Genomic DNA, 25,957 nt, shown 5'->3' on the forward strand with positions numbered 1-25,957 from the left:
AGCGATTGGCCAGTCAGGCTTCCATGGCTTCGTATGCAAAACGGACTTCCTCGCCGAACTTGTCGAGGAACATCAGGGCGCGCACGCTTTGCGCGGCATTCACATAGTCGGCGGCGTCGAGCTGGGCCGCCACCTGGGCCAGCAAGGCCTTGCGTTCGCCGCGCAGCTGGCGGTCCAGGGCGTCGAGCGCGTCGGCATCCTTGCCCGCACGCGCGTCGCCCAGCTCTTCGCGCCACTCCATCTGCTGCATCAGGAAGCTGACCGGCATGGCCGTGTTCGACTCCGTCTGCAGGTCGACGCCATTGAGCTCGCACAGGTATTGCGCGCGCTTTTGCGGGCTTTTCAGGGTTTGGTAGGCTTCATTGGCGCGCGTGGCCCATTGCATCGCCACGCGCTTTTCAGCGCTGCTGGCGTTGATGAAGCGGTCCGGGTGGACCTTGCCCTGCACGTCGCGGTAGGCTGCGTCGAGCGCGCTCATGTCGAGCGAGAACTGCGCCGGCAACTGGAATAATTCGAAGTGGTTTTGCATAATGGTCAGTGGTCGCTGTACCGCAATCGATGGGTACAGCGCACCGACCGGGGTCTTGCCAGCTGTTTAAATCCTGAAGGACTCGCCGCAGCCGCAGGCGTCTTTTTCGTTCGGATTGTGGAACTTGAAACCTTCGTTCAAGCCTTCGCGCGCGAAATCGAGTTCCGTGCCGTCGATGTAAGGCAAGCTTTTCGGGTCGACGAAGACTTTCACGCCGTGCGACTCAAAAACGCTGTCTTCGGCCGCCACTTCATCGACATATTCCAGCTTGTAGGCCAGGCCCGAGCAGCCCGTGGTACGCACGCCAAAGCGCAGGCCCATGCCCTTGCCGCGCCGTTCGATATAACGGTTGATGTGTTTCGCCGCTTTTTCGGTCAGTGTGATCATGTATTTCTCCGTAACTGCCCCGGCCTTGCGGCTGGGGCGGGCTGCCAACGTTTAAGCTGCTGCCGGGTGACGGGTCTGGTAATCCAGAACAGCTGCCTTGATGGCGTCTTCCGCCAGGATGGAGCAGTGGATCTTCACTGGCGGCAGGGCCAGTTCTTCGGCGATCTGCGTGTTCTTGATGGCCAGCGCCTGGTCCAGGGTTTTACCCTTGACCCATTCGGTCACCAGCGAGCTCGACGCGATGGCCGAACCGCAGCCGTAGGTCTTGAATTTCGCATCTTCGATCAGGCCATCGGCGCCGACCTTGATCTGCAGTTTCATCACGTCGCCGCAGGCGGGCGCGCCGACCATGCCGGTGCCGATGGTTTCATCACCCTTGTCGAAAGCGCCCACGTTGCGCGGGTTTTCGTAGTGATCGAGTACTTTGTCCGAGTAAGCCATTTTGATGCTCCTTTAATATTCTTGCCGGCCCCATTCACGGGGCCACGGTGTTGGTTAGTGGGCTGCCCATTGAATCGAATTGATGTCGATTCCGTCCTTGAACATGTCCCACAGCGGCGACAGTTCGCGCAGCTTGTGTACTTTCGATTTCAGCAGGTTGACGGCGAAGTCGATGTCTTCCTCGGTCGAGAAGCGGCCGATGGTGAAGCGGATCGAGCTGTGCGCCAGTTCGTCGCTGCGGCCCAGGGCGCGCAGCACGTACGATGGTTCCAGGCTGGCCGAGGTGCAGGCCGAACCGGACGACACGGCGATATCCTTGATCGCCATGATCAGCGACTCGCCTTCGACGTAGTTGAAGCTCACGTTCAGGTTGTGCGGCACGCGGTGGTCCATGTCGCCGTTGATATAAACTTCTTCGATCTCTTGCAGGCCCTTGGCCAGGCGGTCGCGCAAGGCCAGGATGCGGCCAATTTCGCTGTCCATTTCTTCCTTGGCGATGCGGAACGCTTCGCCCATGCCGACGATCTGGTGCGTTGGCAGGGTGCCCGAGCGCAGGCCGCGCTCATGGCCGCCACCGTGCATCTGCGCTTCCAGGCGCACGCGCGGCTTGCGGCAGACGTACAGGGCGCCCACGCCTTTCGGGCCGTAGGTTTTGTGCGCCGTGAAGGTCATCAGGTCGACCTTGGTCTTTTGCAGGTCGATGACGACCTTGCCCGTCGCTTGCGCGGCGTCGCAATGGAAAATGATGCCTTTCGAGCGGCAGAATACGCCGATCTCGTCGATCGGCTGGATCACGCCGATTTCGTTGTTTACCAGCATGACCGACACGAGGATGGTGTCCGGGCGCACGGCCGCGGCCAGCTGCTCGACGGTGATCAGGCCGTTGTCTTGCGGTTCCAGATACGTCGCTTCAAAGCCGATGCGTTCCAGTTCGCGCACCGTATCCAGTACCGATTTGTGCTCGGTCTTGACGGTGATGATGTGCTTGCCCTTGGTCTTGTAGAACTGCGCCGCGCCCTTGATGGCCAGGTTGTTGCTTTCCGTCGCGCCGGAAGTCCAGATGATTTCGCGCGGATCGGCGTTCACCAGGGCCGCCACGTGGCCGCGTGCCTCTTCCACGGCTTTTTCCGCCGTCCAGCCATACATGTGGCTGCGCGATGCCGGATTGCCGAACTGCTCGCGCAAGTAAGGAATCATCTTGTCGGCGACGCGTGGATCGATCGGCGTCGTGGCCGAGTAATCCATATAGATCGGGAAATGCGGTGCGGTTTCAAAGTGCACTTGGCCTACGTTTTTTTCTGGGGCGTTCATCAATAACTCCTGCAATCAGCAACTGGTATTTTTGTCATTATCAACCGAGGGCGGCGTGGTTACGGTGCATCACCATCACGCTTTGTTCGGCAATCTTTTGTCTCTGCTGGTCGACCAGGTCCTGCAAGGACACAGAATCCAGATAATCGACCATTTTTTCGTTGAGTGTGGACCACAATTCATGCGTCATGCAGCGCGCACCCGTGGCCGCATCGGCGCCGTGGCAATGCTCCTTGCCGCCGCACTGCGTGGCGTCCAGCGGTTCGTCGACGGCGATGATGATGTCGGCCACCGTCACTTTGTCGGCACGGCGCGCCAGGCTGTAGCCGCCGCCGGGACCACGGATCGATTCGACGATCTCATGCCGGCGCAGCTTGCCGAACAGCTGTTCCAGGTAGGACAGGGAAATCGACTGGCGCTGGCTGATGCCGGACAAGGTGACCGGACCTTTACCCTGGCGCAGGGCAAGATCGATCATCGCGGTCACGGCAAAACGGCCTTTTGTAGTCAGACGCATACATCCTCTGGTCAACTGGTTTAAAATATTGCGGCTTTTCAACTTCTCAAACCCTGAGTAGTTGAATGATTTAGTCAAGTATAACAAATTCGGCGGGGTTTGTCAGAGCGCCCCTCGATGACCACAGGGCTGGCAGGGGCATGGCCGGCCGCGCCAGGCGCGGCGGCATCAGGAAAACAACAGTACTCGTCAAGCACGCAAGGCGCTGCGCACTTTCATCAGTTCAAAACCCAGCAAGTTCAAGCCGTCCCAGGTGGCGGGGTCCAGGATGCGCGGATTGTCCGACGCCAGGCCCACGCCCCAGATGCGGTCGACGGGACTGGCTTCGACGATGACGCGCTCGCCCGTGCCCAGCAGAAACTTGCGCAGCGCGGCCTTTTGCGAAAACTTGGCAAAGTTGCCATCGAAGACGATGCCGGCGCGTGCCGCTTCCCATACTTTGGCATCAAAGTTCGCCACTTCGCGCCCCAGCTTTTTCACTTCCGACGGCCGCGCGGCAGCCACGATGCGTGCCTGCACGGCAGTATCGCCAAACAGGGCCGCCTTTTGCGCCATCATGTAGTGCTCGGCCGTCGCATACGTCACGCCGGCCAGGCTGAATGGCGATGGAAACCACTGGCTGAAGCAACTTTTATCGGGCACCTGCGGCTGCGCCGGCGTGTGTCCCCAGAAATACAGATAGTCGGGCACACCGCCCGCCGCGATCCACGCCTTCAATTCTTCCACGTTACTGATTTGCATATTCCCCGCACTTCCGCCAGATGGCGTCAATTCAATCTCAAGCACGCAATAGTTGCATCGGGCCAAACAAGGCCTGCATGTCACGATTGCCGATAAAGGACAGATTATACGGATGTTCCGCCGTCACCTGCGGCAAGGCCGCCGCCACCGGCAAACGTTTGATGAGCTCGGCAATCTTGCCCCACAGCACCAGTTGCGGCAAGGCCGCCCCGCCCTGCCGCGCCAGCGCTTCGAGCACCACCTGCAGGAAGGGCAGCCAGCCGCGCGCATCCTGCACGGGCGGCACGTGGGCACGGAACACCAGCGCCGCGTTGAGCAGCAGGAAGCCCTGTTCCGTCATCTTGCGCTGCAAGTCGGGCAAGGTCTGGATCACGCCGCTTTCGGCTTGCTGCGCGGCGGCCGCCACGGGCGCCATGGCTACGCCGGACGTGTCGCCTCCCTGCAGCTGGCCATCGGCCACCAGCAGCATCTTCATGAAGTTGCGCAGCGAAGTGGCGCGGTTGACGGGCTTCGACAGGCCCGTGGCCGACCACAGACTGCCGACGGCGCCGTCCATGAAGCACACGCCCGTGGCGCTGTCGGCGCGCGGATACGGCCCCTCGCCCACCAGCACGTAACGCACCTGCGCCAGCGGCAGGGCAAAGGCGGCGAACAGCCGGCCCTGCGTGGGCAGGTAATCGTCGATGGCCAGCGCCGGCAGGTAGGCGGGATCGGCCGCCATCACGGCGTGCAAGCCGCGCAGCAGGATGGGACGCCAGGAATCATGCGCTAGGGACAGGGCATCGGCGATGCTGGCAGGAACGGTTGTTGCAGTCATGGGACGTAAAGTATTTGGGCAAACGCAAATTGTAGCGCACCGGCAAGCTGGCATTACCCACCAAAAATCAAGCACGCATAAAAAAGCCCCGCCTGTTGCCAGACGGGGCTTCCTGCCTTGCGGCTTAGAAAATCTATTCGGCGTCAGGCTGCCGCGACGGATGGGCGGCAATAAACGCCGGCAAGCCGGCGCAATGAGCGTGGATGCGCGCCACGCGCGGGTATGGCGCTAGCTCGATGGCGAAGCGCTGCGCATTGAATACCTGCGGCACCAGGCAGCAATCGGCCATCGTCGGGCTGTCGCCATGACAGAACAGGCCCGTGCCGGCCGGATCGCCCTGCGCCAGCAGCGCCTCGACGGCCGCCAGCCCCTCGGCCATCCAGTGGCGGTACCACTCCTGCTTGGCCTCGTCCGACAGTCCCAGGGTGTTTTTCAGGTATTTCAACACGCGCAGATTCGTCAGCGGATGGGCGTCGCAGGCAATCGCCAGCGCCAGCGCGCGCACCCGGGCGCGGCCCAGCGCATCGGCCGGCAGCAGCGGCACGCCAGGGCGCGTCTCGTCCAGATACTCGAGCATCGCCAGCGACTGCGTCAGGATGGCGCCGTCGTCATCGAGCGCCGGCACCAGGGCCGACGGATTGACGGCGCGGTAGGCTGGCAGCAGCTGCTGGCCGCCGTCCTGCAGCAGGTGCACGGGGATGCTGTCGTAGGCGATACCCTTGAGATTCAAGGCAATGCGCACGCGGTAGGCGGCCGAACTGCGAAAGTAGGTGTACAGCTTCATGGGGCGCCCTCCCCTCAGGCGCGTGTGGCGCCAGCGTACAGGGCCACGGTCTGCTCGATGCTGCCGAAGATGCTGGCGCCGGCCGCGTCGCGCATCTCGATGCGCACCGTGTCGCCGAACTTCAGGTAGGCCGTCTTTGGCGCGCCGTGTTCGATGGTTTCATACATGCGCACTTCGGCCAGGCAGCAGTAGCCGACGCCGCCGTTCTCGATGCTGGAGCCAAACAGGTTGCCCTGCTTGTTCGATACGGTGCCGGAACCGATGATGCTGCCGGCGCCCAGTTCGCGCGTCTTGGCCGCATGCGCCACCAGCTGGGCAAAGTCGAAGGTCATGTCTTCGCCCGCATTCGGCTTGCCGAACGGTTTGTCGTTGAGGTCCACCAGCAGCGGCAGGTGCAGCTTGCTGTCCGCCCAGTCGGCACCCAGTTCATCGGGCGTGACGGCGACGGGGGAAAACGCGCTGGCTGCCTTCGACTGGAAGAAACCGAAACCCTTGGCCAGTTCGCCCGGGATCAGGTTGCGCAAGGAGACGTCGTTGACCAGCATGACCAGGCGGATCGCTTGCGCCGCATCGTCCACGCCGGCGCCCATGGCGACGTCGCCCGTAATCACCGCCACTTCCGCTTCCAGGTCGATGCCCCACTCTTCCGACAGGGCGAAGATCGGGTCGCGCGGGCCGATAAAACTGTCGGAGCCGCCCTGGTACATCAGCGGGTCCGTGTAGAACGAGGCCGGCACTTCCGCGTTGCGTGCCTTGCGCACCAGTTCCACGTGGTTGATGTAGGCGGAACCGTCGGCCCACTGGTAGGCGCGCGGCAGCGGCGAGTGGCACAGCGCCGCATCAAACGGCTGCGCGTCCGGCGCCTGGCCCGCGTTCAGGTCGGCATACGCCTGTTCCAGCTTTGGCGCGACGGCGTCCCAGTTGTCGAGCGCCGCCTGCAGGGTCGGCGCGATGGCGGCCACGCGCTGGTACTGGCGCAGGTCGCGGCTGACGAGGATCAGGGCGCCGTCGCGGCTGCCGTTTTTCAGGGTTGCGAATTTCATGGTGTTCCTTGTCCGGTGTGTGTTTCAGAGAGTGTTGGTGCGGGACGCTCAGGCTTCGGCCGGCGCGTGCATCCAGGCGGCGTGCTTGGGAGCGCGACGGGTCTGCGACCATTCTTCCAGCATGTCCCATTTGACGGCGTCCAGTTTGACCATCATCTCGGGCGTGCCCACGTTGGCCGCCAGTTCCAGGCGGTGGCCGTTCGGGTCGAAGAAATAGATCGACTGGAAGATGGCGTGGTTGACGGGGCCCAGCACCTCGATGCCGCCGGCCACCAGGCGCTCCTTGGCGGCCAGCAGTTCTTCCATGCTGCCCACTTCCAGCGCCAGATGCTGCACCCAGGCCGGGGTATTGCGGTCGCGGTCCATCGGCGGCTGCGTCGGCAGCTCGAAAAAGGCCAGCACATTGCCCTGGCCCGCATCGAGGAAGACGTGCATGTACGGGTCCGGCGCCTTGGTCGACGGCACCAGGTCTTCGGCGATGGCGAGGACGAAATTCATGTTCAAATGCTTGACGTACCACTCGACGGTTTTCTTCGCGTCGATGCAGCGGTAGGCGACGTGGTGGATTTGCTTGATCTTCATGTGCTTGTCTCCAATGGATGGCGCCGTGGGCGCGTTGGCTGGCCTGTTTTTCAGCTTTTCACCATTAGAATCGAGTTACAGCTATCATACAAACAATTTTTAACCATTGATTTATCGGATTATCTTATGAGTCCCAGCCTGCGGCAAATGCGCGCCTTCGTGGCGCTGGCCAAGACCGGCAGTTTTACCCTGGCCGCCGAATACCTGCACGTGACGCAATCGGCCTTGAGCGGCTTGATCAAGGAACTGGAAAGCGTGCTGGGCGTGCGCGTGGTCGAGCGCAGCACGCGCAAGACGCAGCTGTCGGAAATCGGCCGCGAGCTGTATCCACTGTTTGAAAAGATGATCGAAGACCTCGATGGCGCCATGGCCGGCATCGCCCAGCGCAAGGCCCTGAAAACGGGCATGGTGCGCATCGCCGCGCCGCAGATGATGGCCTGCACCCTGCTGCCGGAAGTGATCGCCGCCTATCGCCAGGCGCACCCGGACGTGCAACTGCGCCTGGTCGACTGCCCCGTGGAAAACGTGTCGGCGCGTGTCTTCAGCGGCGAAGTCGATTTCGGCATCGGCCCCGAGCGCGACCCGACGGCGGAAATCGCCGCGCAAGTGCTGTTCGAAATGCCCTTCGTGCTGGTATTCCCCGAGCAGCACCCGCTGCAGCAGAAAGAGCGCGTCACCTGGGCCGACGTGGGCGACTATCCGTTCATCTCGCTGCAAGGCCAGTTCACGGAACGCCTGCTGCGCGACATGCACGGCGCGTTTCGCGAGCTGTCGCTCAATCCGTACAACGAAGTGACGTTCATGACGACGGCGCTGGCCATGGTCAGCGCCAACCTGGGCATCACGGTCTGCCTGCCGTACGCGGAACCGATGGTCAAACTATATCAATTGCAGATGCGCGCCCTGCACGAGCCGGAACTGACGCGGCGCTTTTTCGTCTACACGAAGACGGGGCGGTCGCTGTCGCCGGCGGCCGAAAGCTTCATGGCCTTTTTGTTCCGCTTTGTCGAGACGCACGAGTGGAACGTGGGAGCGGGCGGCACGGCTGGCGCCGCTTTATAATCGGGCATCGCCCTTTCACCGCTCGCACCATGACCCAGCCTCACCAGAACGATCTGTCCGCCATCGACGCCGCCACCATCGCCATCAACCAGCGCATGAACAAATTCGACGGTCATGCACAGGTCTGGCTGTTCGGCTATGGCTCGCTGATCTACAAAGCGGACTTTCGCTATATTGAACGGCGCCCGGCCAGCATCGCCGGCTGGACGCGGCGCTTCTGGCAAGGCTCGCACGACCACCGGGGCACGCCGATGGCGCCGGGCCGGGTCGCCACCATCGTGCCGCAGGCGGGCGCCGTATGCGACGGCATGGCTTATCTGATCACGCCCGAAGTCTTCGCCCACCTCGACCACCGGGAAAAGAACGGCTATTTGCGCCTGGCCACCGACATCACCTTCGACGATGGCAGCAAGGTCGAAGGCCTGGTGTACATCGCCAACGAGGAAAACGCCGCCTTCCTCGGCGCCGCCCCGGAACTCGACATCGCGCGCCAGATCGCCCGCTCTGCCGGCCCCAGCGGCCCGAACAGCGAGTACCTGCTGCACCTGGCCAGCGCCCTGCGCGAGCTGGGCAAGAGCGATCCGCACGTCTTTGCCATCGAGCAACATCTGGCGCAATTGAAGGATGCGCCGCCAGCAGCGCAGTGAGTGACGGCGGGCAGGCAGCTTGCATGATGCAAGCGATGAATATATTTTCATTGTGACAATTGGCGACTATCGCCGTTTTATTAGCGGCCATAATCGGAACGCGCGATTCCTTTATGCATGAGTGGAGCAACGGTACGCGTCAGCAGGCAGCGGGGCAGAACAAAAAATAGGGCCCTGCATGATCGGAGCGAAATCACCGGAGCGAGACGACCATGTCCGAAAGGTCTATGCTGCAACAGCATGGGAGGCAGCCGCATTGCATGCTTCCCGGAGCAGGCGCTATTGCCCCTGTGCATGTCCCCGTCCACTGCGGCAGCGCCGGGGGCGGGCTGAACATCATTGGCAGCTCCCCAATATTCCAACGCCTGCTGCGCATGGTCGAAGCCGTGGCGCCGACCCGCTGCACGGTGCTCATCAGTGGCCCAAGCGGTTCCGGCAAGGAAATCATCGCCCAGCTCGTGCACCGGCACAGCGGCGATCCCGCTGCGCCCTTTGTCGATCTCAACTGCGGCGCACTGCCGGAACACCTGATCGACGCGGAACTCTTCGGCCATACCAAGGGCGCATTTACGGGAGCGCTCAACAGCCGCACCGGGTTCTTCGCCCAAGCGGGACAAGGCACGCTGTTTCTCGATGAAATAGGCGAATTGCCGCTAGGTGTACAAAGCAAGCTGCTGCGCGTACTCGAAGCACGCTGTTTCCGGCCACTGGGCGGTGGTGATATCCAGCCGTTCAACGGCCGCATCGTGGCCGCCACCCACTGTGACCTGGCCGCGATGGTGCAAGCGGGCCGTTTCCGCGAAGACCTGTATTACCGGCTGGCGGTATTGAAACTCGACGTGCCGGGCCTGGACCAGCGCCGCGGCGACGTCGCCGCCCTCGCCACCCACTTTGCCAGCCTGCAGAAGCGGCCCATCCGCTTTACCGCCACCGCCATGGAGCGCCTGGGCCGGCATGCCTGGCCCGGCCATATCCGCGAACTGCGCAACCTGGTTGAACGGCTGTCGATACTGGCCGAATCGGCGCTGATCGATGCCCACAGCCTGGACGCCTTCCTGTCGGCGGGCATGCCGGAAGACGCGGATCACACACTGCTGGCGGAAGCCCTGATGCGGCTGGAAGGCGACAACAAGCTGGAGGCCGCGGAACAATTGCTGATCGACTATGCGATGCGCCTTGCCGATGGCAACAAGACGATCGCGGCGCGCCACCTGGGCATCAACCGCAAGGTCATCGAACGCCGCGTGCATGGCGACGAGGAGCGCAGCAATTTTGCCCGCGTCTGCCTGCTGGAGGGACGTGCACTGATCGAGGCGGCCCGTTTCAAGGAAGCCATCGAAGTATTGCGTCGCGGCCTCACCTTGCTGGCCGCCGACACCCACCCCTGCACCGCGCGCCGCCTGAGCTGCGACCTGCACCGCTGGCTCGCTATTTCGCACCGCGGCATCAGCGGCTGGCAAAGCGCCGAAGCGCTCGCCTGCTACCAGCAGGCATTGCAGGAAGCGGCGGCGCTGGGCGACGAGGTGGAAATCACCGCCCTGCGCTTCGGCATCTGGAGCTCGCAACTGATGGCGCTGGACCTGGTGGCGGCGCGGGCTACGGCGCATGACATGCTGCAGCGGGCGCAAGCCATAGGTGACACGGACTTGCTGTCGCAGGCCCATCTGGCCCTGGCCAACACGCTGTTCTGGCTCGGCGATTACCGCGAGACGCTGGCCTGCCTGGAGCGCGGACACCTGCTATGCGGCGCGGCATCGGCCGACACCGGGGGACAGGGCCTGGACATCGCCGTGCTGTCGAGCACTTTCGAAGGCCTGTCCTGCTTCCAGAGCGGCGCCTTCCGGCGCGCGCGCCAGGTGATGGACCAGCTGGCATTGCGCGGCGGCGCCGACAACCCGCATCCCTTCCATCGCGCCATCGCACTGCAGGGCGCCGCATGGCTCGCCTGCATGTTCGAGGACTGGAGCCGGCTGGCAAACCTGGCGGCGGACCTGCAAACCGTCGCCAGCGAATATGGCTATCAATTCTACCTGGGGGTGGGCCAGATATTCCATGCCTGCGCATTGGCGTCGGGCAACATCCATGTACAGACCGAACAGCGCATCGCCGATGGCTACCAGCAATACATGCTGTGCGAAGGCGGCATGCTCTTCCATTCATTCCAGGCCTGGAAACGGGGCGAACTGCTGTTGTCGGCAGGCCAGCCATCGCAAGCCCGGCAACTGCTGCACGGCGCCATCGAACTGGCGCTGGAACATGGCGAACGGGCCTACCTGGTCGAACTGCTCGACATGCATGCGCAGACGTGGATCGCGGTGGGTGACCTGGACAACGCGGAACGCGAACTGGGCAGTGCACTGTCGACCGCCAAGGCGCTGGGCGCGACGGCCGGCGGCCTGCTGGTGGCGACCCGCCTGGCGCAACTGCTGCAGCAGCGCGGACGCCGGCCGGAAGCACTCGAACACCTCACGCGCGCCTTGCGCGGCGTGGAACGTGACACGGCTTTCCCCCGGTTTGCCCAGGCGCTGCAGTTGCAGACCACCCTGGCGCAAACCATTTCCATGCCATGCCAACCTGAGGATCCGCAACATGAGCTATGTGCTGAATCACGATGACCTTGAATCGCTACTGCTGGGAGCTTGCTTCTTCGGCAGCGGTGGCGGCGGCACGCTCACTTCCGCGCGCAGCCTGCTGGCCCAATTCCACGCCGGCGATTACTATCCGGACGCCCAAGTGCGCGTGGTCAGCGTCGACGAAGCCACCGAAGGCGAGACGGTCATGGTGGCTTACCTGGGTTCGCCCGTGGCGATCAATGGCGCCCAATTTCCGCAAGGTCCCGTCGATGCCGTGATCGCCGTCAGGGAGCGCCTGGCGCTGGAAAACCGCACCCTGGCCTACCTGGCGCCGCCCGAGAGCGGGGCGCTGGGGTTTCTCGTCGCCTGCCTGGTCGCCGCCCACCTGGGGCTGGCGGTGATCGACGCCGATGGCGCCGGCCGCGCCGTTCCCTCGCTGCCGCAGCTGACGTATGCGGCCGAGCAGATCAATCCGCGTCCGGCCTTCCTCGTCAGCCAGTCGGGACTGCGCGTGGAACTCGACGTCCAGCCGAGCCAGGGCGTGAATGGCGCCCACGCCCACCAGCAGGACGTGGCAACGATCATCGACCAGATGATGCGCCCCATCGTCTCGCAGGCCGATTTCAAGCAGTTCGGCGGGCTGGCCATGTGGATCATGGCGCCGGCGGAACTGGCCCGGGCGCTGCCCGTGCGCGGCACCCTGGGACGCGCCCTGCGCCTTGGCCGCGAACTGCAGGCAGGCCGCTTGCGCAGCGCGGACGAACTGGTCGACTATCTTGCGCGGCAATGCGACATGCGCGCCTGGCCCCTGTTTCCTCAGGGCACATTCGTCACCGCCGAAGTCGATTCGCGCAATGGCTTCGACCTGGGCAAGATCACCATCCGCGCGGGTGAACGGCTATGCACGGTCCTGTACCAGAACGAATCGCTGCTGGCCTGGGATAGCAGCAGCAGCACGCCCCTCTGCATGGCGCCCGACACCATCAGTTACTTTGTCGAGGGCGATGGCCAGGCCGTGTATTCGAATGGCGACTTGCTGCTGCCTGACGGCACGCTCAACCCGGCCCTGCTGCAGCGCAAGGTGACGCTGCTGGGCCTGCAAGCCCACCCGGCATTGCGGGAACGGGGCGGCCTGATACTCGACAGCTTCATGCAACTGCTCAACACCATCGGCTACCTGGGACCCTATGTGCCGCTGGCGGGCAACGTCGGCGCAGCGGCAGGGAGCGCCGCATGAAGCCGCTGCGCATCTGTATCGTGGCGCCGGTGGCCACGGCCGCCTACAACCAGCGCCTGCTCGCCGCCATCGAACCCGTGATGCCGCCCGATGTCGAAGTGTCCGTGCGCAATATTTCGAGCGGGCACGACTGCATCGAATACCGCGTCGACTGGCTGCAAAACGGTTATCCGGTGGTGCAGCTGGCCAGGGAAATCGAAGGCGAAGGCTATGACGGCATCTGGCTCAGCGACTTCGACATGTGCGGCGTGGAGGCCGCGCGCGAAGTGATCGACATTCCCATCCTCGGCGGCTTCCCGCCCGCCGCCTTTACGGCGCTGGCCCTCAGCCAGCGCCTGTCGATCATGACGATACTGCCCAGCACGCTCGCCATGCAGCGGGGCCACATGCAGGCTTACGGCTTGCAGGACAGCTTCGCCTCGATCCGTTCCATCGACTGTCCCGTCGCCGACCTCGGCAAGCTGGACACGGTGATCGAAAAAACTTTCCAGGCCGCCATGCTGGCGATACAGGACGACGGCGCCCAGTCCATCCTGCTCGGCTGCACAGGATTTGTCGGCGTCGCCGCGCGCGTCAGCGCGCTGCTGGAGGACGCGCTGCAGACCTATGTGCCGGTGATCGATCCGAACCAGGCAGGCTTCAGCTTCCTGGTGTCCCTCGTGCGCATGGGCCTGCGGCCCAGCCGCGCCTGCTACAGCAAGGATAGCTGAAGCGCCGCACGCGCCCGCGTCACGCCATGCCGTGTCCCGGGCGCCCCCTCCCCGTCCTTGCCGCCTGCCGTTTTCGTCCATCCCGGCCAAAAAGGGTGGACGATATCCGCCATCATTGTTGCGTCACAACAATGTAAATCAGCGCAATCCCTTGAAAATCAAGCACTTGGCCTTCTGGCACACCCCTTGCTAAAGATCATGCTATCGGCGCTAGAGCAACAGGCGCCGCAGCAGGCGGGCGGAGCACCTCAAGCGGTGAGCCGCCCGCCCTCCAGTATCCAGCAAGGAGCGCCGCCGTGCCAACGACCATGGAAGTATCCACCACCCACGACAGTCTGGCCAATCATGGCTTGCTGCCCGGCCTGGCTGCCTTGCAAGATGGCAACACCGGCTGTGCAGACATCTGCATCGCCGTGCTCGACGGCCCCGTCGATACCAGCCATCCCTGCTTTGCCGGCGCCAGGCTGCAACTGCTCGACACGCTCGCCACGGGTGCCAGCGGCAGCGGCCGGGCATCGCAACATGGCACCCATGTCGCCAGCATCATCTTTGGCCAGCCCGGCAGCCCCGTCACGGGCCTGGCCCCCCATTGTCGGGGCTTGATCCTGCCCATCTTTGCCGACCGCGCCGACGGCGCACTGACACAATGCACGCAGCTCGACCTGGCCCGCGCCATCACCCAGGCCGTCGAGCACGGCGCGCACATCATCAATGTCAGCGGCGGTGAACTGTCCGACAGCGGCAGCGCCGATGGCCTGCTGCAAAAAGCCATACAGCTGTGCCATGAACGCAACGTCCTGCTGATCGCGGCGGCGGGCAATGACGGCTGCGATTGCCTGCATATTCCCGCCTCCATCGAGTACACCTTGGTGGTCGGCGCCCTGGACCGGCAAGGCGCGCCCATGCCCAACAGCAACTGGGGCGAAGCCTATCGCGCGCGCGGCATCATGGCGCCCGGCACCGACATCCTCGGCGCAGCTCCCGCAGGGCGCGTGCGGCTCAGCAGCGGCACCAGCTTTGCCACCCCGATCGTCTCGGCCATCGCAGCCTTGCTGCTATGCCGGCAACACCAACATGGGGATCGTCCTGACCCTCGTGGAGTTTGCAGCGCATTGCTGCAGAGCGCAACGCGTTGCAACACCAATGGCGAGCAGGACTGTCGCCGCCTCCTGACTGGGACATTGAATGTGCCGGGCGCCACTCAACTATTATTAAAAGGGAAAATTGAAATGTCAGACGATACTGTGATTGAAGCGAGCCCAGCCAATGCCGACACTTCCGCGCAGGCGCATCCGCTCAGCATTCCCATGCTGGAAACCCCCTCTCCGGCCAACTTCGCGGGCCCTTCCGGCGCGACGCGGCAAGGCATCGGCGCTTCCGGCATCGATGCCTCCGATTGCGGCTGCGGCGGCGGCAGCGCCAAGGGCCCGACGCTGGTGTATGCGCTGGGCAACCTGGGCATCGACTTCGGCAGTGAAGCGCGCCGCGATTCCTTCGTCCAGGCCATGCCACCAGGCAGGGACAATCCTGGCGATCCGCAGCAATTGATCGAATTCCTGCGCGCAAAGCCATATTTCCGCCAATCGCTGACCTGGACCGTCAACCTGGACGCCACGCCGATTTATGCGATCGTTCCCGTCGGCCCATATGCCGACCTGACCTATGAACTGCTGTTCGAGGCCTATGTCGGCACCATCGATGGCCTGGTCGTCATGAATTCGTTTCCCGGCGTAATCTCGGGCGCCGCCAGGCTGATGTCCGGCCAGGTCGTTCCCGTGATCCAGCCGGCCATCCGGGGCATGTTCAGCTGGAATGTGCCGCAGCTGATCGACAGCCTGATGGCGGTGCAGGACAGCCTGGAAATCAACAGCAGCAACACGGGCGCGCGCCTGGAAAACTTCCTGAACCGCATCTATTACGACTTCCGCAACCTGGGCGTCACGGGCATGGACCGCGCGCTCAACTTCTCGGCCACGAATGCCATGCAAGCGGCGGAAATGCTGGCCAAGACCACGGGCATGCAGCTCGATACCATCGTCGTGCAACAGAGCCCTGTCTGCCGCCCGGGCTCCGAATGCTACGACATCATCATGACCTTCTTCAACCCGGAAAACCTGCAGGTAGCCAACACGGTCGCCCGCTTCGCCGTCGACGTCAGCGACGTGATACCGGTCAGCGTCGGCGCAGTGCGCTACTGGTCGCAACGCTAACGTCAACAGCATTTGAATTGTCGGGGCACGTGGGCGCAGCGATGCGTGCACGCGCTTCAGCATACGGTCGTTGGCGGGAAACGATCAGCACCGTACTTCGGTACGCACACCCATTGCCGCTGCCCGCGGCGGCGCCACCACAAGGAGTTTCGAAATGAACAATCTGCCATTGCAAGCCAAAGCCGTACAACGCAGCCCCAGCATCTCCGCCATCAGCCAGGGTGTCGCCCCTTCCGGCATTGCCTGCACCCTGTGCCAAATGGGTTGCAGCGCTTTGAGCGGCACCGCAAAGCAACTCTGCCTGATGGCTTGCAACGCCACCGTTTGCTGATCAAGCCAGCAGGATCGAGCCATCCCGGCTAAACCCGGCATGCCTGCGGGCGATGAGTGTCTCGTCGCCCGTTCAGCCAGCCGGCGTCACCCACGATTGAGGAAGGACAGCGATGCGACTCCCACTACAAAGCCCGCCTGTTTCGCGCAGCGCGCGTGGCCCTATCAACGCACAAGCCAACGTACAAGCCAGCGGCATGCAGCCGTCCGCCTGCGGACCGACCAACACGGGCCAAGGCCAGTGCTTCGATACACACGGGCCGATAGGCGGACCGACAGCCCATAATTGCAGCGCCTGCTGCGCCCGGCGCGGCGCGATTCATTGGCAAGGCGTGAATGGCACCTTTGCCATCTGCCACTGAGCACCGATTCCGCTCGCCAGATTCCCGCCTCCTGCCCTCTGCCGGAAGCGGGAACTGCATTGACCGCAGTCCGGTCACGCCATGCGCTAGAACAAATCCAGCTGTCCCGCATTCCCCCCTTTTACCTTGATTCCCAGCGGCGGCACCACCAGCGGCCGGCGGAACTGCGTGCAATCGAGCTGCTTGAAGCGGCCGCCCTTGCCGTGCAGCCCCAGCCGGTGCACGGCCTTTTCAAAACGCTGGCGGATGAGGTCGGCCCACACGCCTTCGCCCCGCATGCGCGCGCCGAACGCGCTGTCGTAATCCTTGCCGCCACGCATTTCGCGCACCCGGTTCATCACGCGCTGGGCCCGTTCCGGGAAGTGCGCTTCCAGCCATTGCTGAAACAAGGGACTCACTTCCCACGGCAGGCGCAGCACCACGTAATGGGCGTGGATGGCACCCGCGTCGCGCACGGCTTCGAGCAGCTGTTCGATTTCCGGCTCCGTCACGAACGGGATGATGGGCGCAATGCTCACGCCCACGGGAATGCCCGCCTCCGTCAGGGTGCGGATGGTGCGCAGGCGCCGTGCCGGGGCGGCCGCGCGCGGTTCCAGAGTACGCGCGATGGCCGGGTCAAGCGTGGTGACAGTCACGGCAACGGCTGCCAGGCGCTTGGCCGCCATGGGCGCCAGAATGTCGATGTCGCGTTCGATCAACGACGATTTCGTGATCAGCGCCACGGGATGGTCGCACTCGTGCAGCACTTCCAGCACGCGCCGCGTCAGCTGCCGTTCGCGTTCGCACGGCTGATACGCATCGGTATTGACGCCCAGGGCGATCGGTTCGGGCACATACGAGGGCCTGGCCAGTTCGCGCCGCAACAGTTCGGGAGCGTTCACCTTGGCGTAGATGCGGCTTTCGAAGTCCAGGCCCGGCGACAGGCCCAGATAGCTGTGCGTGGGGCGCGCAAAGCAATAAATGCAGCCATGTTCGCAGCCGCGATATGGGTTCAGCGAGACGTTGAACGGCAAATCGGGCGAAGCGTTGCGCGTCAGGATGGTGCGCGCCTGCTCGTCGCTGACCTGCGTCTTCCAGCCCGGCGCCGGCGCCTCACCATCTGCCGCATCCAGGCCGCCCACGCTCCAGCCATCATCAAAACCGGCGCGCGCGTGCACTTCGTAGCGCCCCTGCAGGTTCGAGACGGCACCGCGCCCCTTGTGCGCTTTCAGCGATTGCGGCGGCAACATGGCTTGCCCGGCGAAGCTGTCATCATGCTCTGGAATGATTGCTTTCATGAACGGCCCCATCAACTGTATATACATACAGTATACTATGCCGCTGTGCGGCCAATATCAAGGGCTGCCATGGTGCTATTTCAAGCTTTTTCCCCCTGCGGCATGACATAACTCAACTGCTGCGCGACAAAACCGTCAAATGCCGTGATCAGGGGAACGAAGCGGGCCTCGTCCTGCTCCAACTGCATCAAGGCATAGCACGTCGCTTCCAGTGTCGATAACTGGTCTGGCGCGTGCGCCTTGCGGATCAGGTAATGGGAAGCGGGCGTATCGCGCAGGGGCAGGCGCGGCAGCTGTTGCAACAGGGGATTCAGGTACAGCATCTTGCGGCTCTTGCGCCAGGTGGCGTCCAGCACCACCAGCCGCAATAAGGTGGGATCGAGCAAGATGGCGGGGTCGAGCGCTGGCGGCGGCGCGATGCCCAGCGAACGGTCGCCGGGCGTATCCGGGTATAGCAGCACGTTGTGCTTGCCGGCCAGTAGTCCGGCGAGCGTATCGGGGGCAAACTGCTCGCCCGTCAGCATGCGGCTGTTGGGCAAGCTCAGGTGCAGCAAGCGGGCGCTGCCCTTGGCATTGTGGACTTCCAGCGGATGCTGCAGGATCAGCACGTCCACCGCGTGGGCAACGGGGGCGATCCAACGGCAGATGCAGCTGGATGCGGCGCGCAGGCAGGCTGGGCAGCGCGCGCGTTTGGCGGATTCCCCCTGGGAGGTCGATGCAGCGGTAGAGCTAAGAGTAAGGCTGGAGGTACGGCGGGTGGTCATGGCGGAGCGCGTTCACGGCTGTCTTCAAGCCGCGATTGTAGCGCCCGCGCCATGCTAGGAGGAAACTGCGCTTAAAACTCTTCCCATTCGTCGGCGCCCGATGCCACTGGTGCCTTCGGCGCGCGTGCGCGCGCAGCGTCCGCTTGCGCCGCCTTGCCCGGCGTAGGCGCAGTCACGGCAGGCGCTGGCGCGCGTCGCTTGGCAGGCTGAATGGCGGGACGCATGGCAGCTCGCATCGCAGCTGGTGCAGGCGCCGTCACGGACGGGCCAGCACTGGCCGATACATATTGTTGCGTTGCATCGAGCTTGAACACGCCCACGACCTCGGCCAGCTTGGCGGCCTGTTCCTGCATGGATTCGGCCGCCGCGGCCGCTTCTTCCACCAGGGCCGCGTTTTGCTGCGTCACCTGGTCCATCTGGCCGATGGCCTGGTTGACTTGCTCGATGCCGGCGCGCTGTTCATCGCTGGCGTCCGTGATCTGGTTCATGATCTGCGTCACGTGGCTGATGCTTTGCACGATTTCATCCATGGTGCGGCCAGCCTTGTCCACCAGTTGCGAACCGGCCTCGACCTTTTGCACGGAATCGTCGATCAAGCCCTTGATTTCTTTGGCCGCCGCGCTGGAGCGCTGCGCCAGGTTGCGCACTTCGGAGGCGACGACGGCAAAACCACGGCCCTGCTCGCCGGCCCTGGCCGCTTCCACGGCCGCGTTCAGAGCCAGGATATTCGTCTGGAAGGCGATGGCGTCGATGACGCTGATGATGTCGACGATCTTGCGCGAGGAATCGTTGATCGAACCCATGGTGCTGACCACTTCCGACACCACCACGCCACCCTTGCTGGCGATCTGCGAAGCGTCGATGGCCAGCTGGTTGGCGCTGCGCGCATTGTCGGCATTGAGTTTCACGGTGGAGGTCAGCTCTTCCATGGACGACGCCGTCTCTTCCAGCGAACTGGCCTGCTCTTCCGTGCGTGACGACAAGTCCAGGTTGCCGGCGGCAATTTCGCTCGACGCCGTGCTGATCGATTCGGTGCCGGCGCGCACCTGGCCCACGATACTGACCAGTTTATCGTTCATGTTTTTCAGCGCATGCATCAATTGCCCCGTCTCATCGCGGCTTTCCACGACGATATGGCTGGTCAGGTCGCCAGCGGAAACGGCTTCCGCCACCTCGACGGCGCGCGTGATGGGACGCGTGATCGAGCGCGTGATCCAGTACGCGCAGGCGATACCCAGCAAGATGGCCACCCCGCCCAGCGAGATCAGCAGCAAACGGCCGCTTTCGTAGCGCGAACGGATTTGCGCGGCCGTTTCATCGAGCAGTCTGGCTTCCAGCAGTTCCAGCTTCTTCAGCGACGCCAGGTAGATGTCGCGCTTGACGGCCATGTCGCCTTCGTACAGCCGCTTGCCCAGTTCCAGGTCGCCCGCATTCTTGGCTTTGAACACATTCTTGCGCACTTCCGTGTAGGCCTTGCGCGTGCTCAACACTTCCTGGTACAGCGATTGCTCTTCGGCATTCAGCTCGCTCTTGCCGATATCGTTCTGGATTTCCGTGGCGCGTGCCGACGAGACCGCCATTTCCTTTTCAAACTGCTTCTGGTGCTCGGGATCGCCCACTTTCCAGGCGGCCGCCGTGCGCGCCGCGTTCACCTCGATGACCTTGGTCCATTCAGCGATCAGTCGTTCATTGCGCACCTTGACGTTGACGAGCGCATCGGTTTCCTTGCTGGCGCTTTGCATCTGCACGATGCCCACCACGGTCAGGCTGGTCAACAGGAGCAGGACGGCGGCAAAACCGCCACCGAGACGTACGCCGATTTTGAGGTTTTTCATTGCGTGATTCCTATCTGAAGAAAACGATGCACAGACGCCACGAAACCGACCTGCTGCTACGTACCAATATAGCAGGCATCTGCCGTGCGGCAATCACGAACGGTGGCGCGACGGACACGTCGCCACCGGAATGGCAGCGCGCCGCAGCGCACTACTTTGGAGCAGATTGTGAGTGAATCAGAATGGTATTGCAAGAAATAACATGCAGAAAAGCAACAATCGGAAGGTGAAATGCCGCCACGAACGGGCGGCAGGCAAGCAGTGTCAGTTTTGCTTCACGTAAATCAATTTTGATGTATCGAAACCCAGGCCAGCGGCTTTCCCGATCAGGCGCTGCTGCAAGGCCGGATCCATGGTTGGCGTGCGCGACAACAGCCAGAAGTAGGACTTGTCGGGACCGCTGATCATGGAATAGCTGTAATCTTGCTGGTCCAAATCAAAAACGATGTAGGAACCATAGAAGGGGCCGAAAAACGACACTTTCAGGTAGCCCACGTCTTTCTTGTCAACGAAATACGCCTTGCCCTCCGCGTCCTTCCAGACGGCGTCCGCATCCTTGTAGCCGCGGTTGAGCACTTTCAGGCCGCCATCCTGGCGCAGGCTGTAATCGGCCGTCACCTGACTCAGGCCGCGTTCGAACGAATGGTCGAGGCGCGCGATCTCATACCATTTCCCCAGATAGCGGGTCGTGTCGAAGTTGCTAACAGGCACAATATTCTCGGGACGGCCCACGCAGCCGGCCAGTACAAGCACACTTAGCAATAACAGTTTTTTCATGTTTTTCTCCATCCGGTTGTATCAGGGTTGCAGCGCGCGGTCAACGATGCGGCGGATCGCGCCACTGTGCTGCATGCGCACGATGGCGGCATTGAATTGTTCGATAAAGTCATCGCGATAAGGATAGGCGGCAAGCTGGCGCGCCGTAAAACCCAGGTGGCCCTGCTGGCTGGCCAGCTGCGCCATTTCCTGTATCGTCTGCATCGGTGTGCCAGGCGCCCCCTCGCGCCGGATGCGCTGCAATTCCCACTGCGCCGACAGGCGGTCGCTGACATAGCAATCGATGCGCCCGCGCATCAGCTTGAGCAGATTCGTGCGCGTGCCCTTGGCAGGGTCGAGCACGATTTTTTCCGCGCGCAAGGATGCCATCAAACCCGCGTCGCCTGGCAGGAAACCCGCATTCACGCCGATGTGCAGGCCGCCGTAATCGGCGGGCCACTGCCGCAGCGCGCGTTTGGCCAGCACGTCCTGGTTGCACAGCACCACCAGCTGTTCCATCAGCAGCGGCACGGAATAGCGCACGTACGGCCGCTCGCTGCGCCACGAATACGGCGGATACAGGGCGAAGGCATCGCCCGTCTGCAGCATCAGCAAACCCCGCTTCCAGGGCACGGGACGCAGCTGCACCGCATACTGCGGCATCGATTGCATCGCTTCGCGCACGATCTCCGTGTAAATGCCTTTCATCTGGCCGTTTTCAACATAGGAGTACGGCGGATAATCGTCGTCGCCATAAATCACCAGCGGCGTTACGCCTTCGGCCTGCGCGCTGGCAGCGATGAACAGGCATAGCGCGGCAGGCAAGATGAGCATTCTGAACATGCCCGAAGAGTAGCATGGAAGGGGCCAAGGCCATCATCCGTTTGCACTGTTCGTGCCCAGCATTTCGTCGAGCTGCGCCAGGGTGCTGGAGTCCTTCACGACGGCGCGCAACCACAGATGCAGCGGCAGCTCGCCCCAGCTGGCCGCCTTGTCCGCCAGGTAGGCGACGGGGCTGTGCGGCTCCGTGCGGCGGAAGAAATCGGCCACCTGGCGCAGCTGGTCCAGCGCCTGCTGGCGCTGCACGATGGCGCCCCCGCTGCCGCCGGCGCCCTGGCCAGCGGCGGGCGGCGCGCCGGCAAAATCCGCACCGGGCGACAGCGGCGCGATGAAGTGAATGGCGTTTTCCAGCACTTCGCGCGCGGCGCGAAAACTCGGGCCATCTGCGCCGAAACGCGCATCGACGCTGCGCTCGAACGCCAGCAGCGACTGCATGCAGTACTGCGCATCGGCCAGCAGGCCGTCGGAATAGGCGCGCGTGTTCCTTTGCCGCGCCGCCTCCATCTGCGCCAGGGTCGTGCCTTCTTCATGCCGCACATCGCCCCAGCCCTGATCCGCCGCGCCCTGCGCCAGGCTGGCGGTCGCGCGCTGGCGCGCCGCATCGAAGTCCTGCAGCGAATACAGGCCGTCGGTGCCGTCGGTCAGCGGGATCTCGCGCAGCAGCTGCGGCGTGCGCGACAGCAGCCAGAAGACATTGCCGATGCGCTGTTCCTGGTCGCCCTCTTCCGCCGGCGGGTACAGGCCATCCCAGTAACGTTCGCACAGGCCGGCCAGCAGCGCGTAACCATCGCCCAGGCCACGGAAGTGGCGCGTCTTCGCGTGCGCCTCGGCCAGCCACACGGCCACGCGCAAATCCTTGCTGCGCGTGGCGATCAGCTGTTCGCAGCGCGTCGCCACGAACGGCCAGTCGGCTTCCTTCAGCGCCGTCACCCATTCGCCCTGGTCCAGGCTGGGATCATCGTGCTGGCGCGCGCGCGCGATGGCGTCGAGCTCCTGACTGAAAGTGAGGTCTTCGCCGCAGGGACTGACGGCGCTGACGGGGTGCAGCAACTGCTCCAGATTGAACATGGCGCTCTCCGGAAGGTGGATTATCGGATCGTGTACTTGAACTGCCCCTGCTTGTTGGCGCTGACGCGTATCGACGCCACCGGCTCGCCTGCGGCCATGCGCGCCAGCACCGCTTCGGCGATCGCCGGCAGCAGGCTGCCGTTGAGGATCTGGTCGACATTGCGCGCGCCCGAATCGACCTCGGTGCAGCGCGCCAGCACGGCGTCGACCAGGCCCGCGTCATGGCTGAACTGCGCCTGGTGGTTGCGCGCGATGCGCGCGCCTATCCGCGCCAGCTTCAGCCCGATGATTTCGGCCAGCACCGCGTCGTTGAGCGGATAGAAAGGCAGCACCTTCAAGCGCCCCAGCAGGGCCGGTTTGAAGTGCGCCACCAGTTGCGGGCGCACCAGTTCTTCCAGCGCGGCAGGCGTGGGCAAGTCCTGCGCCGCCCGGTTCAGGCAGGCGGCCATCATCGCGCCGGACCCCAGGTTCGAGGTGGCGATGATGATGGTGTTGCGAAAATCGACTTCGCGCCCTTCCGCATCATCGAGCACGCCCTTGTCGAAGACCTGGAAGAACAGCTCCAGCACGTCGGGGTGGGCTTTTTCCGCTTCATCGAGCAGCACCACGCTGTAGGGCTGGCGCCGCACGGCTTCCGTCAGCACGCCGCCTTCGCCATAGCCGACATAGCCGGGCGGCGAGCCTTTCAGGCCGGCCACGCTGTGCGCCTCCTGGTACTCGCTCATATTGATGGTAATGAGCTTGCGCTCGCCGCCATACAGCAGGTCGGCCAGCGCCAGCGCCGTTTCCGTCTTGCCCGTGCCGGACGGCCCCGTGAACAGGAACACGGCTTGCGGCTTGTTCGGGTCGTCCAGGCTGGCGCGCGCCGTGCGCACGCGCTGCGCGACCGCCTCGATGACGTGCTCCTGTCCCAGCACCCGTTCGCGCAGCGCCCCATCGAGGGTCAGCACGGTGCGGATTTCATCCTTGAGCATTTTCCCAAGCGGGATGCCGGTCCAGCCGGCGACGATGCCAGCGACCACCTGCGCATCGACTTCCAGCGGCGACAGCGGCGCTTCTCCCTGCAGCGCCGCCAGTTCTTCCTTCAGCGCCAGCAGGCGCGCCGCGCCGATCTCGCCCGGCCGCTCGCCGCGCAGCTGCACGCGCAAGTCGCCGATCTGCGCCACCAGCGCCTTTTCGCGCTCCCAGCGCTGCGCCAGCGCCGCGACCGCCGCCTGCCCTTCCTCATGCGCGCGCCGCAGCTGCGCCAGGCGCGCGGCGCCGGCTTTGTCGGGCACTTCGCCATCGGCCGCCTCGCGGGCCAGGGCGGCGATTTCCGCGCCGATGCGTTCCTGGCGCCGGTGCGCGTTTTCCAGCTGCGCCGGCGTGGCGCGCTGGCCCAGCGCCACCTTGGCGCACGCCGTATCGAGCACGCTGATGGCCTTGTCGGGCAGCTGGCGCCCGCTGATGTAGCGGTGCGACAGGCGCACGGCATCGACGATGGCGGCGTCGCGCACGCGGATGCCGAAATGGCGCTCCATCAGCGGCGCCATGGCGCGCAGCATGGCGCAGGCGATGTCTTCGCTCGGTTCTTCCACCTTCACCACCTGGAAGCGCCGCGCCAGCGCCGCATCCTTTTCAAAATACTTTTTGTACTCGCTCCAGGTGGTCGCGGCGATGGTCCGCAGGGCGCCGCGCGCCAGCGCCGGTTTCAGCAGATTGGCCGCGTCGTTCTGCCCCGCCTGGCCACCGGCGCCGATCATCGTGTGCGCCTCGTCGATGAAAAGGATGATCGGGTGCGGGCTTTTCGTCACCTCGTCGATGACGTTTTTCAGACGGCTTTCGAATTCGCCTTTTACGCTGGCGCCGGCTTGCAGCAAGCCCATGTCGAGCGCGTGGATGTGCGCGCCCTGCAGCACCTCGGGCACGTCGCCGGCGGCGATGCGCAAAGCCAGGCCTTCCACCACGGCCGTCTTGCCCACGCCCGCCTCGCCCGTGAGTATCGGATTGTTCTGGCGCCGCCGCAGCAGGATGTCGACGGCCTGGCGTATCTCCGCCTCGCGGCCGATCACGGGATCGAGCTTGCCGTCGCGCGCCAGCTGCGTCAGGTCGGTGGTGAACTGGTCCAGCGCCGGGGTTTTGCTGGCCAGGACATTCACCGGGTCGTCCGCTGTGGCGGCAAGCCGCGGCACTGCCGCGCTTTCCTCCGCGGAGCCGGCCGTGAGCTTGTCCGGATGGTGCTTCAATTGCTCCACGCTGAAGCGCGCGAACAGCTTCGAGCCGCGGTACGCCAGCTGCGCCAGTTCCGGCTCCGTCAGCAGCGCCAATAACAGGTGGCGGCTGCGGATGGGTCCCGGCTGCGCCGTGTCCAGCGAGGCGATCAGCCAGGCATGCTCGAACAGCAGCGGCAAATGGGGAGAGAAGACGGGCGTGCGCGCGCTGCCCGTGCGGAAGCCGCCGATCTCGCGCCGCAGGTCCGCCTCCAGCGCCGTCAGGCTGATTTCGCTGCGCTTCGCGATGGTGACGAAATCGCTGCGCTCCTGTTCCAGCAAGGCCAAAAACAGGTGTTCGATATCGACTTCATACTGGCCCAGTCCCACGCAGATGGCGGCGGCCCGGGTGGCGGCCGTGCGCGCCGTGTCATTCAGTTTGGCGATCAGGGTCTTCAAATGATTGCTCATGCGGCGGCTCCCTTGCGGTTGATCGAATAGCGCAGCGACGACGGCTGCAGCACGGCGTCGAAATTGACCGTCTCCCCGCCGGATCTCACGGCCAGCGTGCCGCTGATGACAAAACCCACGCGGTTGATGGCGCCCGCTTCGCGTTCCAGGCGGGCGCGCACATTGCGCAATCGCGGTTCGTGGCGTTCGATGGCGGCCTTCAACGCGGCGCAGATGCGGGCGCGGTCGTCGCTGCTGGACAAGCACATGCCGGCGAAATCGATCAGGCCATAGTTGACGATGGAGGCCGCGCATTCCGGATAAGCGTCGAGCGCGCCGGGCGGCAGGGCCACGCGCGTGTTGAGCAGCTCTTCCAGGTCGCGCGCCACCGCATCCTTCAATTGTTCCAGCGACAGGCGCACGGCCACGCCGCCCGCCGCACCGCCATCGCCCATCAGGCGGTCGAACAGGCCAGGTACATAACTGTCCATGCGC

General features: G+C 64.0%; 24 protein-coding genes. 6 read left to right on the forward strand and 18 right to left on the reverse strand.

Going from position 1 to position 25,957, the window contains the following annotated elements; genetic code table 11:
* Positions 1–13: 13 nt before the first annotated feature.
* The 10 genes from hscB to HWE17_RS08095 all read right to left on the reverse strand — a co-directional run bounded on the left by hscB (position 14) and on the right by HWE17_RS08095 (position 7,152).
* Complete coding sequence (gene hscB / locus HWE17_RS08050; RefSeq protein WP_099378267.1) at positions 14–529, reverse strand: Fe-S protein assembly co-chaperone HscB; 516 nt, start codon at positions 527–529, stop codon at positions 14–16.
* 66 nt (positions 530–595) lie between these two features.
* Entirely contained in the window at positions 596–916 is a 321-nt protein-coding gene (gene iscA, locus HWE17_RS08055; RefSeq protein WP_010399774.1) for an iron-sulfur cluster assembly protein IscA, read from the reverse strand.
* 51 nt (positions 917–967) lie between these two features.
* On the reverse strand, positions 968–1,357 hold the full coding sequence (gene iscU / locus HWE17_RS08060) for a Fe-S cluster assembly scaffold IscU (RefSeq protein WP_034779562.1): 390 nt from the start codon (positions 1,355–1,357) through the stop codon (positions 968–970).
* Positions 1,358–1,411: 54 nt separating this feature from the next.
* A complete protein-coding gene (locus tag HWE17_RS08065; RefSeq protein ID WP_269800650.1) occupies positions 1,412–2,638 on the reverse strand; it encodes an IscS subfamily cysteine desulfurase in 1,227 nt (408 codons plus the stop codon).
* A 70-nt stretch (positions 2,639–2,708) separates the two neighbouring features.
* The gene (gene iscR / locus HWE17_RS08070; RefSeq protein ID WP_034779566.1) at positions 2,709–3,185 is read right to left on the reverse strand and encodes a Fe-S cluster assembly transcriptional regulator IscR; all 477 of its coding nucleotides are present in this window, start codon (positions 3,183–3,185) and stop codon (positions 2,709–2,711) included.
* A gap of 189 nt (positions 3,186–3,374) precedes the next feature.
* Positions 3,375–3,926 carry an NADAR family protein gene (locus HWE17_RS08075; protein WP_035820578.1) on the reverse strand — a complete coding sequence of 184 codons (552 nt, stop codon included), beginning with the start codon at positions 3,924–3,926 and terminating at the stop codon, positions 3,375–3,377.
* A gap of 37 nt (positions 3,927–3,963) precedes the next feature.
* Entirely contained in the window at positions 3,964–4,743 is a 780-nt protein-coding gene (locus HWE17_RS08080) for a uracil-DNA glycosylase (RefSeq protein ID WP_176388404.1), read from the reverse strand.
* 133 nt (positions 4,744–4,876) lie between these two features.
* Complete coding sequence (gene maiA / locus HWE17_RS08085; protein ID WP_176388405.1) at positions 4,877–5,527, reverse strand: maleylacetoacetate isomerase; 651 nt, start codon at positions 5,525–5,527, stop codon at positions 4,877–4,879.
* 14 nt (positions 5,528–5,541) lie between these two features.
* Complete coding sequence (locus tag HWE17_RS08090) at positions 5,542–6,570, reverse strand: fumarylacetoacetate hydrolase family protein (protein ID WP_176388406.1); 1,029 nt, start codon at positions 6,568–6,570, stop codon at positions 5,542–5,544.
* Between the two features lie 48 nt (positions 6,571–6,618).
* Positions 6,619–7,152, reverse strand: a complete 534-nt coding sequence (locus HWE17_RS08095) for a VOC family protein (RefSeq protein ID WP_176388407.1) — start codon at positions 7,150–7,152, stop codon at positions 6,619–6,621.
* Between the two features lie 126 nt (positions 7,153–7,278).
* Between HWE17_RS08095 and HWE17_RS08100 the strand changes: the two genes are divergently transcribed.
* From HWE17_RS08100 to HWE17_RS08125, 6 genes are all read left to right on the forward strand, one after another.
* Positions 7,279–8,214 carry a LysR family transcriptional regulator gene (locus tag HWE17_RS08100; RefSeq protein WP_099400359.1) on the forward strand — a complete coding sequence of 312 codons (936 nt, stop codon included), beginning with the start codon at positions 7,279–7,281 and terminating at the stop codon, positions 8,212–8,214.
* Between the two features lie 62 nt (positions 8,215–8,276).
* On the forward strand, positions 8,277–8,861 hold the full coding sequence (locus tag HWE17_RS08105) for a gamma-glutamylcyclotransferase (RefSeq protein WP_176388427.1): 585 nt from the start codon (positions 8,277–8,279) through the stop codon (positions 8,859–8,861).
* 290 nt (positions 8,862–9,151) lie between these two features.
* Positions 9,152–11,476, forward strand: coding sequence for a sigma 54-interacting transcriptional regulator (locus HWE17_RS08110; RefSeq protein ID WP_176388408.1), 2,325 nt, complete (start codon positions 9,152–9,154; stop codon positions 11,474–11,476).
* Complete coding sequence (locus HWE17_RS08115) at positions 11,451–12,671, forward strand: DUF917 domain-containing protein (RefSeq protein ID WP_176388409.1); 1,221 nt, start codon at positions 11,451–11,453, stop codon at positions 12,669–12,671. Before HWE17_RS08110 ends, HWE17_RS08115 begins: the two co-directional genes overlap by 26 nt.
* A complete protein-coding gene (locus HWE17_RS08120; RefSeq protein ID WP_176388410.1) occupies positions 12,668–13,381 on the forward strand; it encodes an aspartate/glutamate racemase family protein in 714 nt (237 codons plus the stop codon). Before HWE17_RS08115 ends, HWE17_RS08120 begins: the two co-directional genes overlap by 4 nt.
* A gap of 296 nt (positions 13,382–13,677) precedes the next feature.
* Positions 13,678–15,591: a S8 family serine peptidase gene (locus HWE17_RS08125; RefSeq protein WP_217916723.1), complete on the forward strand. Its 1,914-nt coding sequence runs from the start codon at positions 13,678–13,680 to the stop codon at positions 15,589–15,591.
* Positions 15,592–16,369: 778 nt separating this feature from the next.
* Here the strand turns inward: HWE17_RS08125 and HWE17_RS08130 are convergent.
* The 8 genes from HWE17_RS08130 to tssE form a co-directional block, all read right to left on the reverse strand.
* Complete coding sequence (locus tag HWE17_RS08130) at positions 16,370–17,512, reverse strand: PA0069 family radical SAM protein (protein WP_176388429.1); 1,143 nt, start codon at positions 17,510–17,512, stop codon at positions 16,370–16,372.
* A gap of 128 nt (positions 17,513–17,640) precedes the next feature.
* Positions 17,641–18,324, reverse strand: coding sequence for a tRNA-uridine aminocarboxypropyltransferase (locus tag HWE17_RS08135; RefSeq protein WP_176388411.1), 684 nt, complete (start codon positions 18,322–18,324; stop codon positions 17,641–17,643).
* A 71-nt stretch (positions 18,325–18,395) separates the two neighbouring features.
* Positions 18,396–20,159 carry a methyl-accepting chemotaxis protein gene (locus tag HWE17_RS08140; protein WP_035820608.1) on the reverse strand — a complete coding sequence of 588 codons (1,764 nt, stop codon included), beginning with the start codon at positions 20,157–20,159 and terminating at the stop codon, positions 18,396–18,398.
* Between the two features lie 264 nt (positions 20,160–20,423).
* A complete protein-coding gene (locus tag HWE17_RS08145) occupies positions 20,424–20,936 on the reverse strand; it encodes a lipocalin family protein (RefSeq protein ID WP_176388412.1) in 513 nt (170 codons plus the stop codon).
* Between the two features lie 21 nt (positions 20,937–20,957).
* Complete coding sequence (locus HWE17_RS08150; RefSeq protein ID WP_176388413.1) at positions 20,958–21,758, reverse strand: ABC transporter substrate-binding protein; 801 nt, start codon at positions 21,756–21,758, stop codon at positions 20,958–20,960.
* 33 nt (positions 21,759–21,791) lie between these two features.
* Complete coding sequence (gene tssA, locus HWE17_RS08155; protein WP_176388414.1) at positions 21,792–22,823, reverse strand: type VI secretion system protein TssA; 1,032 nt, start codon at positions 22,821–22,823, stop codon at positions 21,792–21,794.
* Positions 22,824–22,843: 20 nt separating this feature from the next.
* Positions 22,844–25,483: a type VI secretion system ATPase TssH gene (gene tssH, locus HWE17_RS08160; RefSeq protein ID WP_176388415.1), complete on the reverse strand. Its 2,640-nt coding sequence runs from the start codon at positions 25,481–25,483 to the stop codon at positions 22,844–22,846.
* A complete protein-coding gene (tssE, locus tag HWE17_RS08165) occupies positions 25,480–25,953 on the reverse strand; it encodes a type VI secretion system baseplate subunit TssE (RefSeq protein ID WP_035820620.1) in 474 nt (157 codons plus the stop codon). The genes tssH and tssE overlap by 4 nt, the downstream gene beginning before the upstream one ends.
* Positions 25,954–25,957: the final 4 nt, after the last annotated feature.

The sequence above is a fragment of the Janthinobacterium sp. BJB401 genome, assembly GCF_013372745.1.
GTDB lineage: Bacteria > Pseudomonadota > Gammaproteobacteria > Burkholderiales > Burkholderiaceae_D > Janthinobacterium > Janthinobacterium rivuli.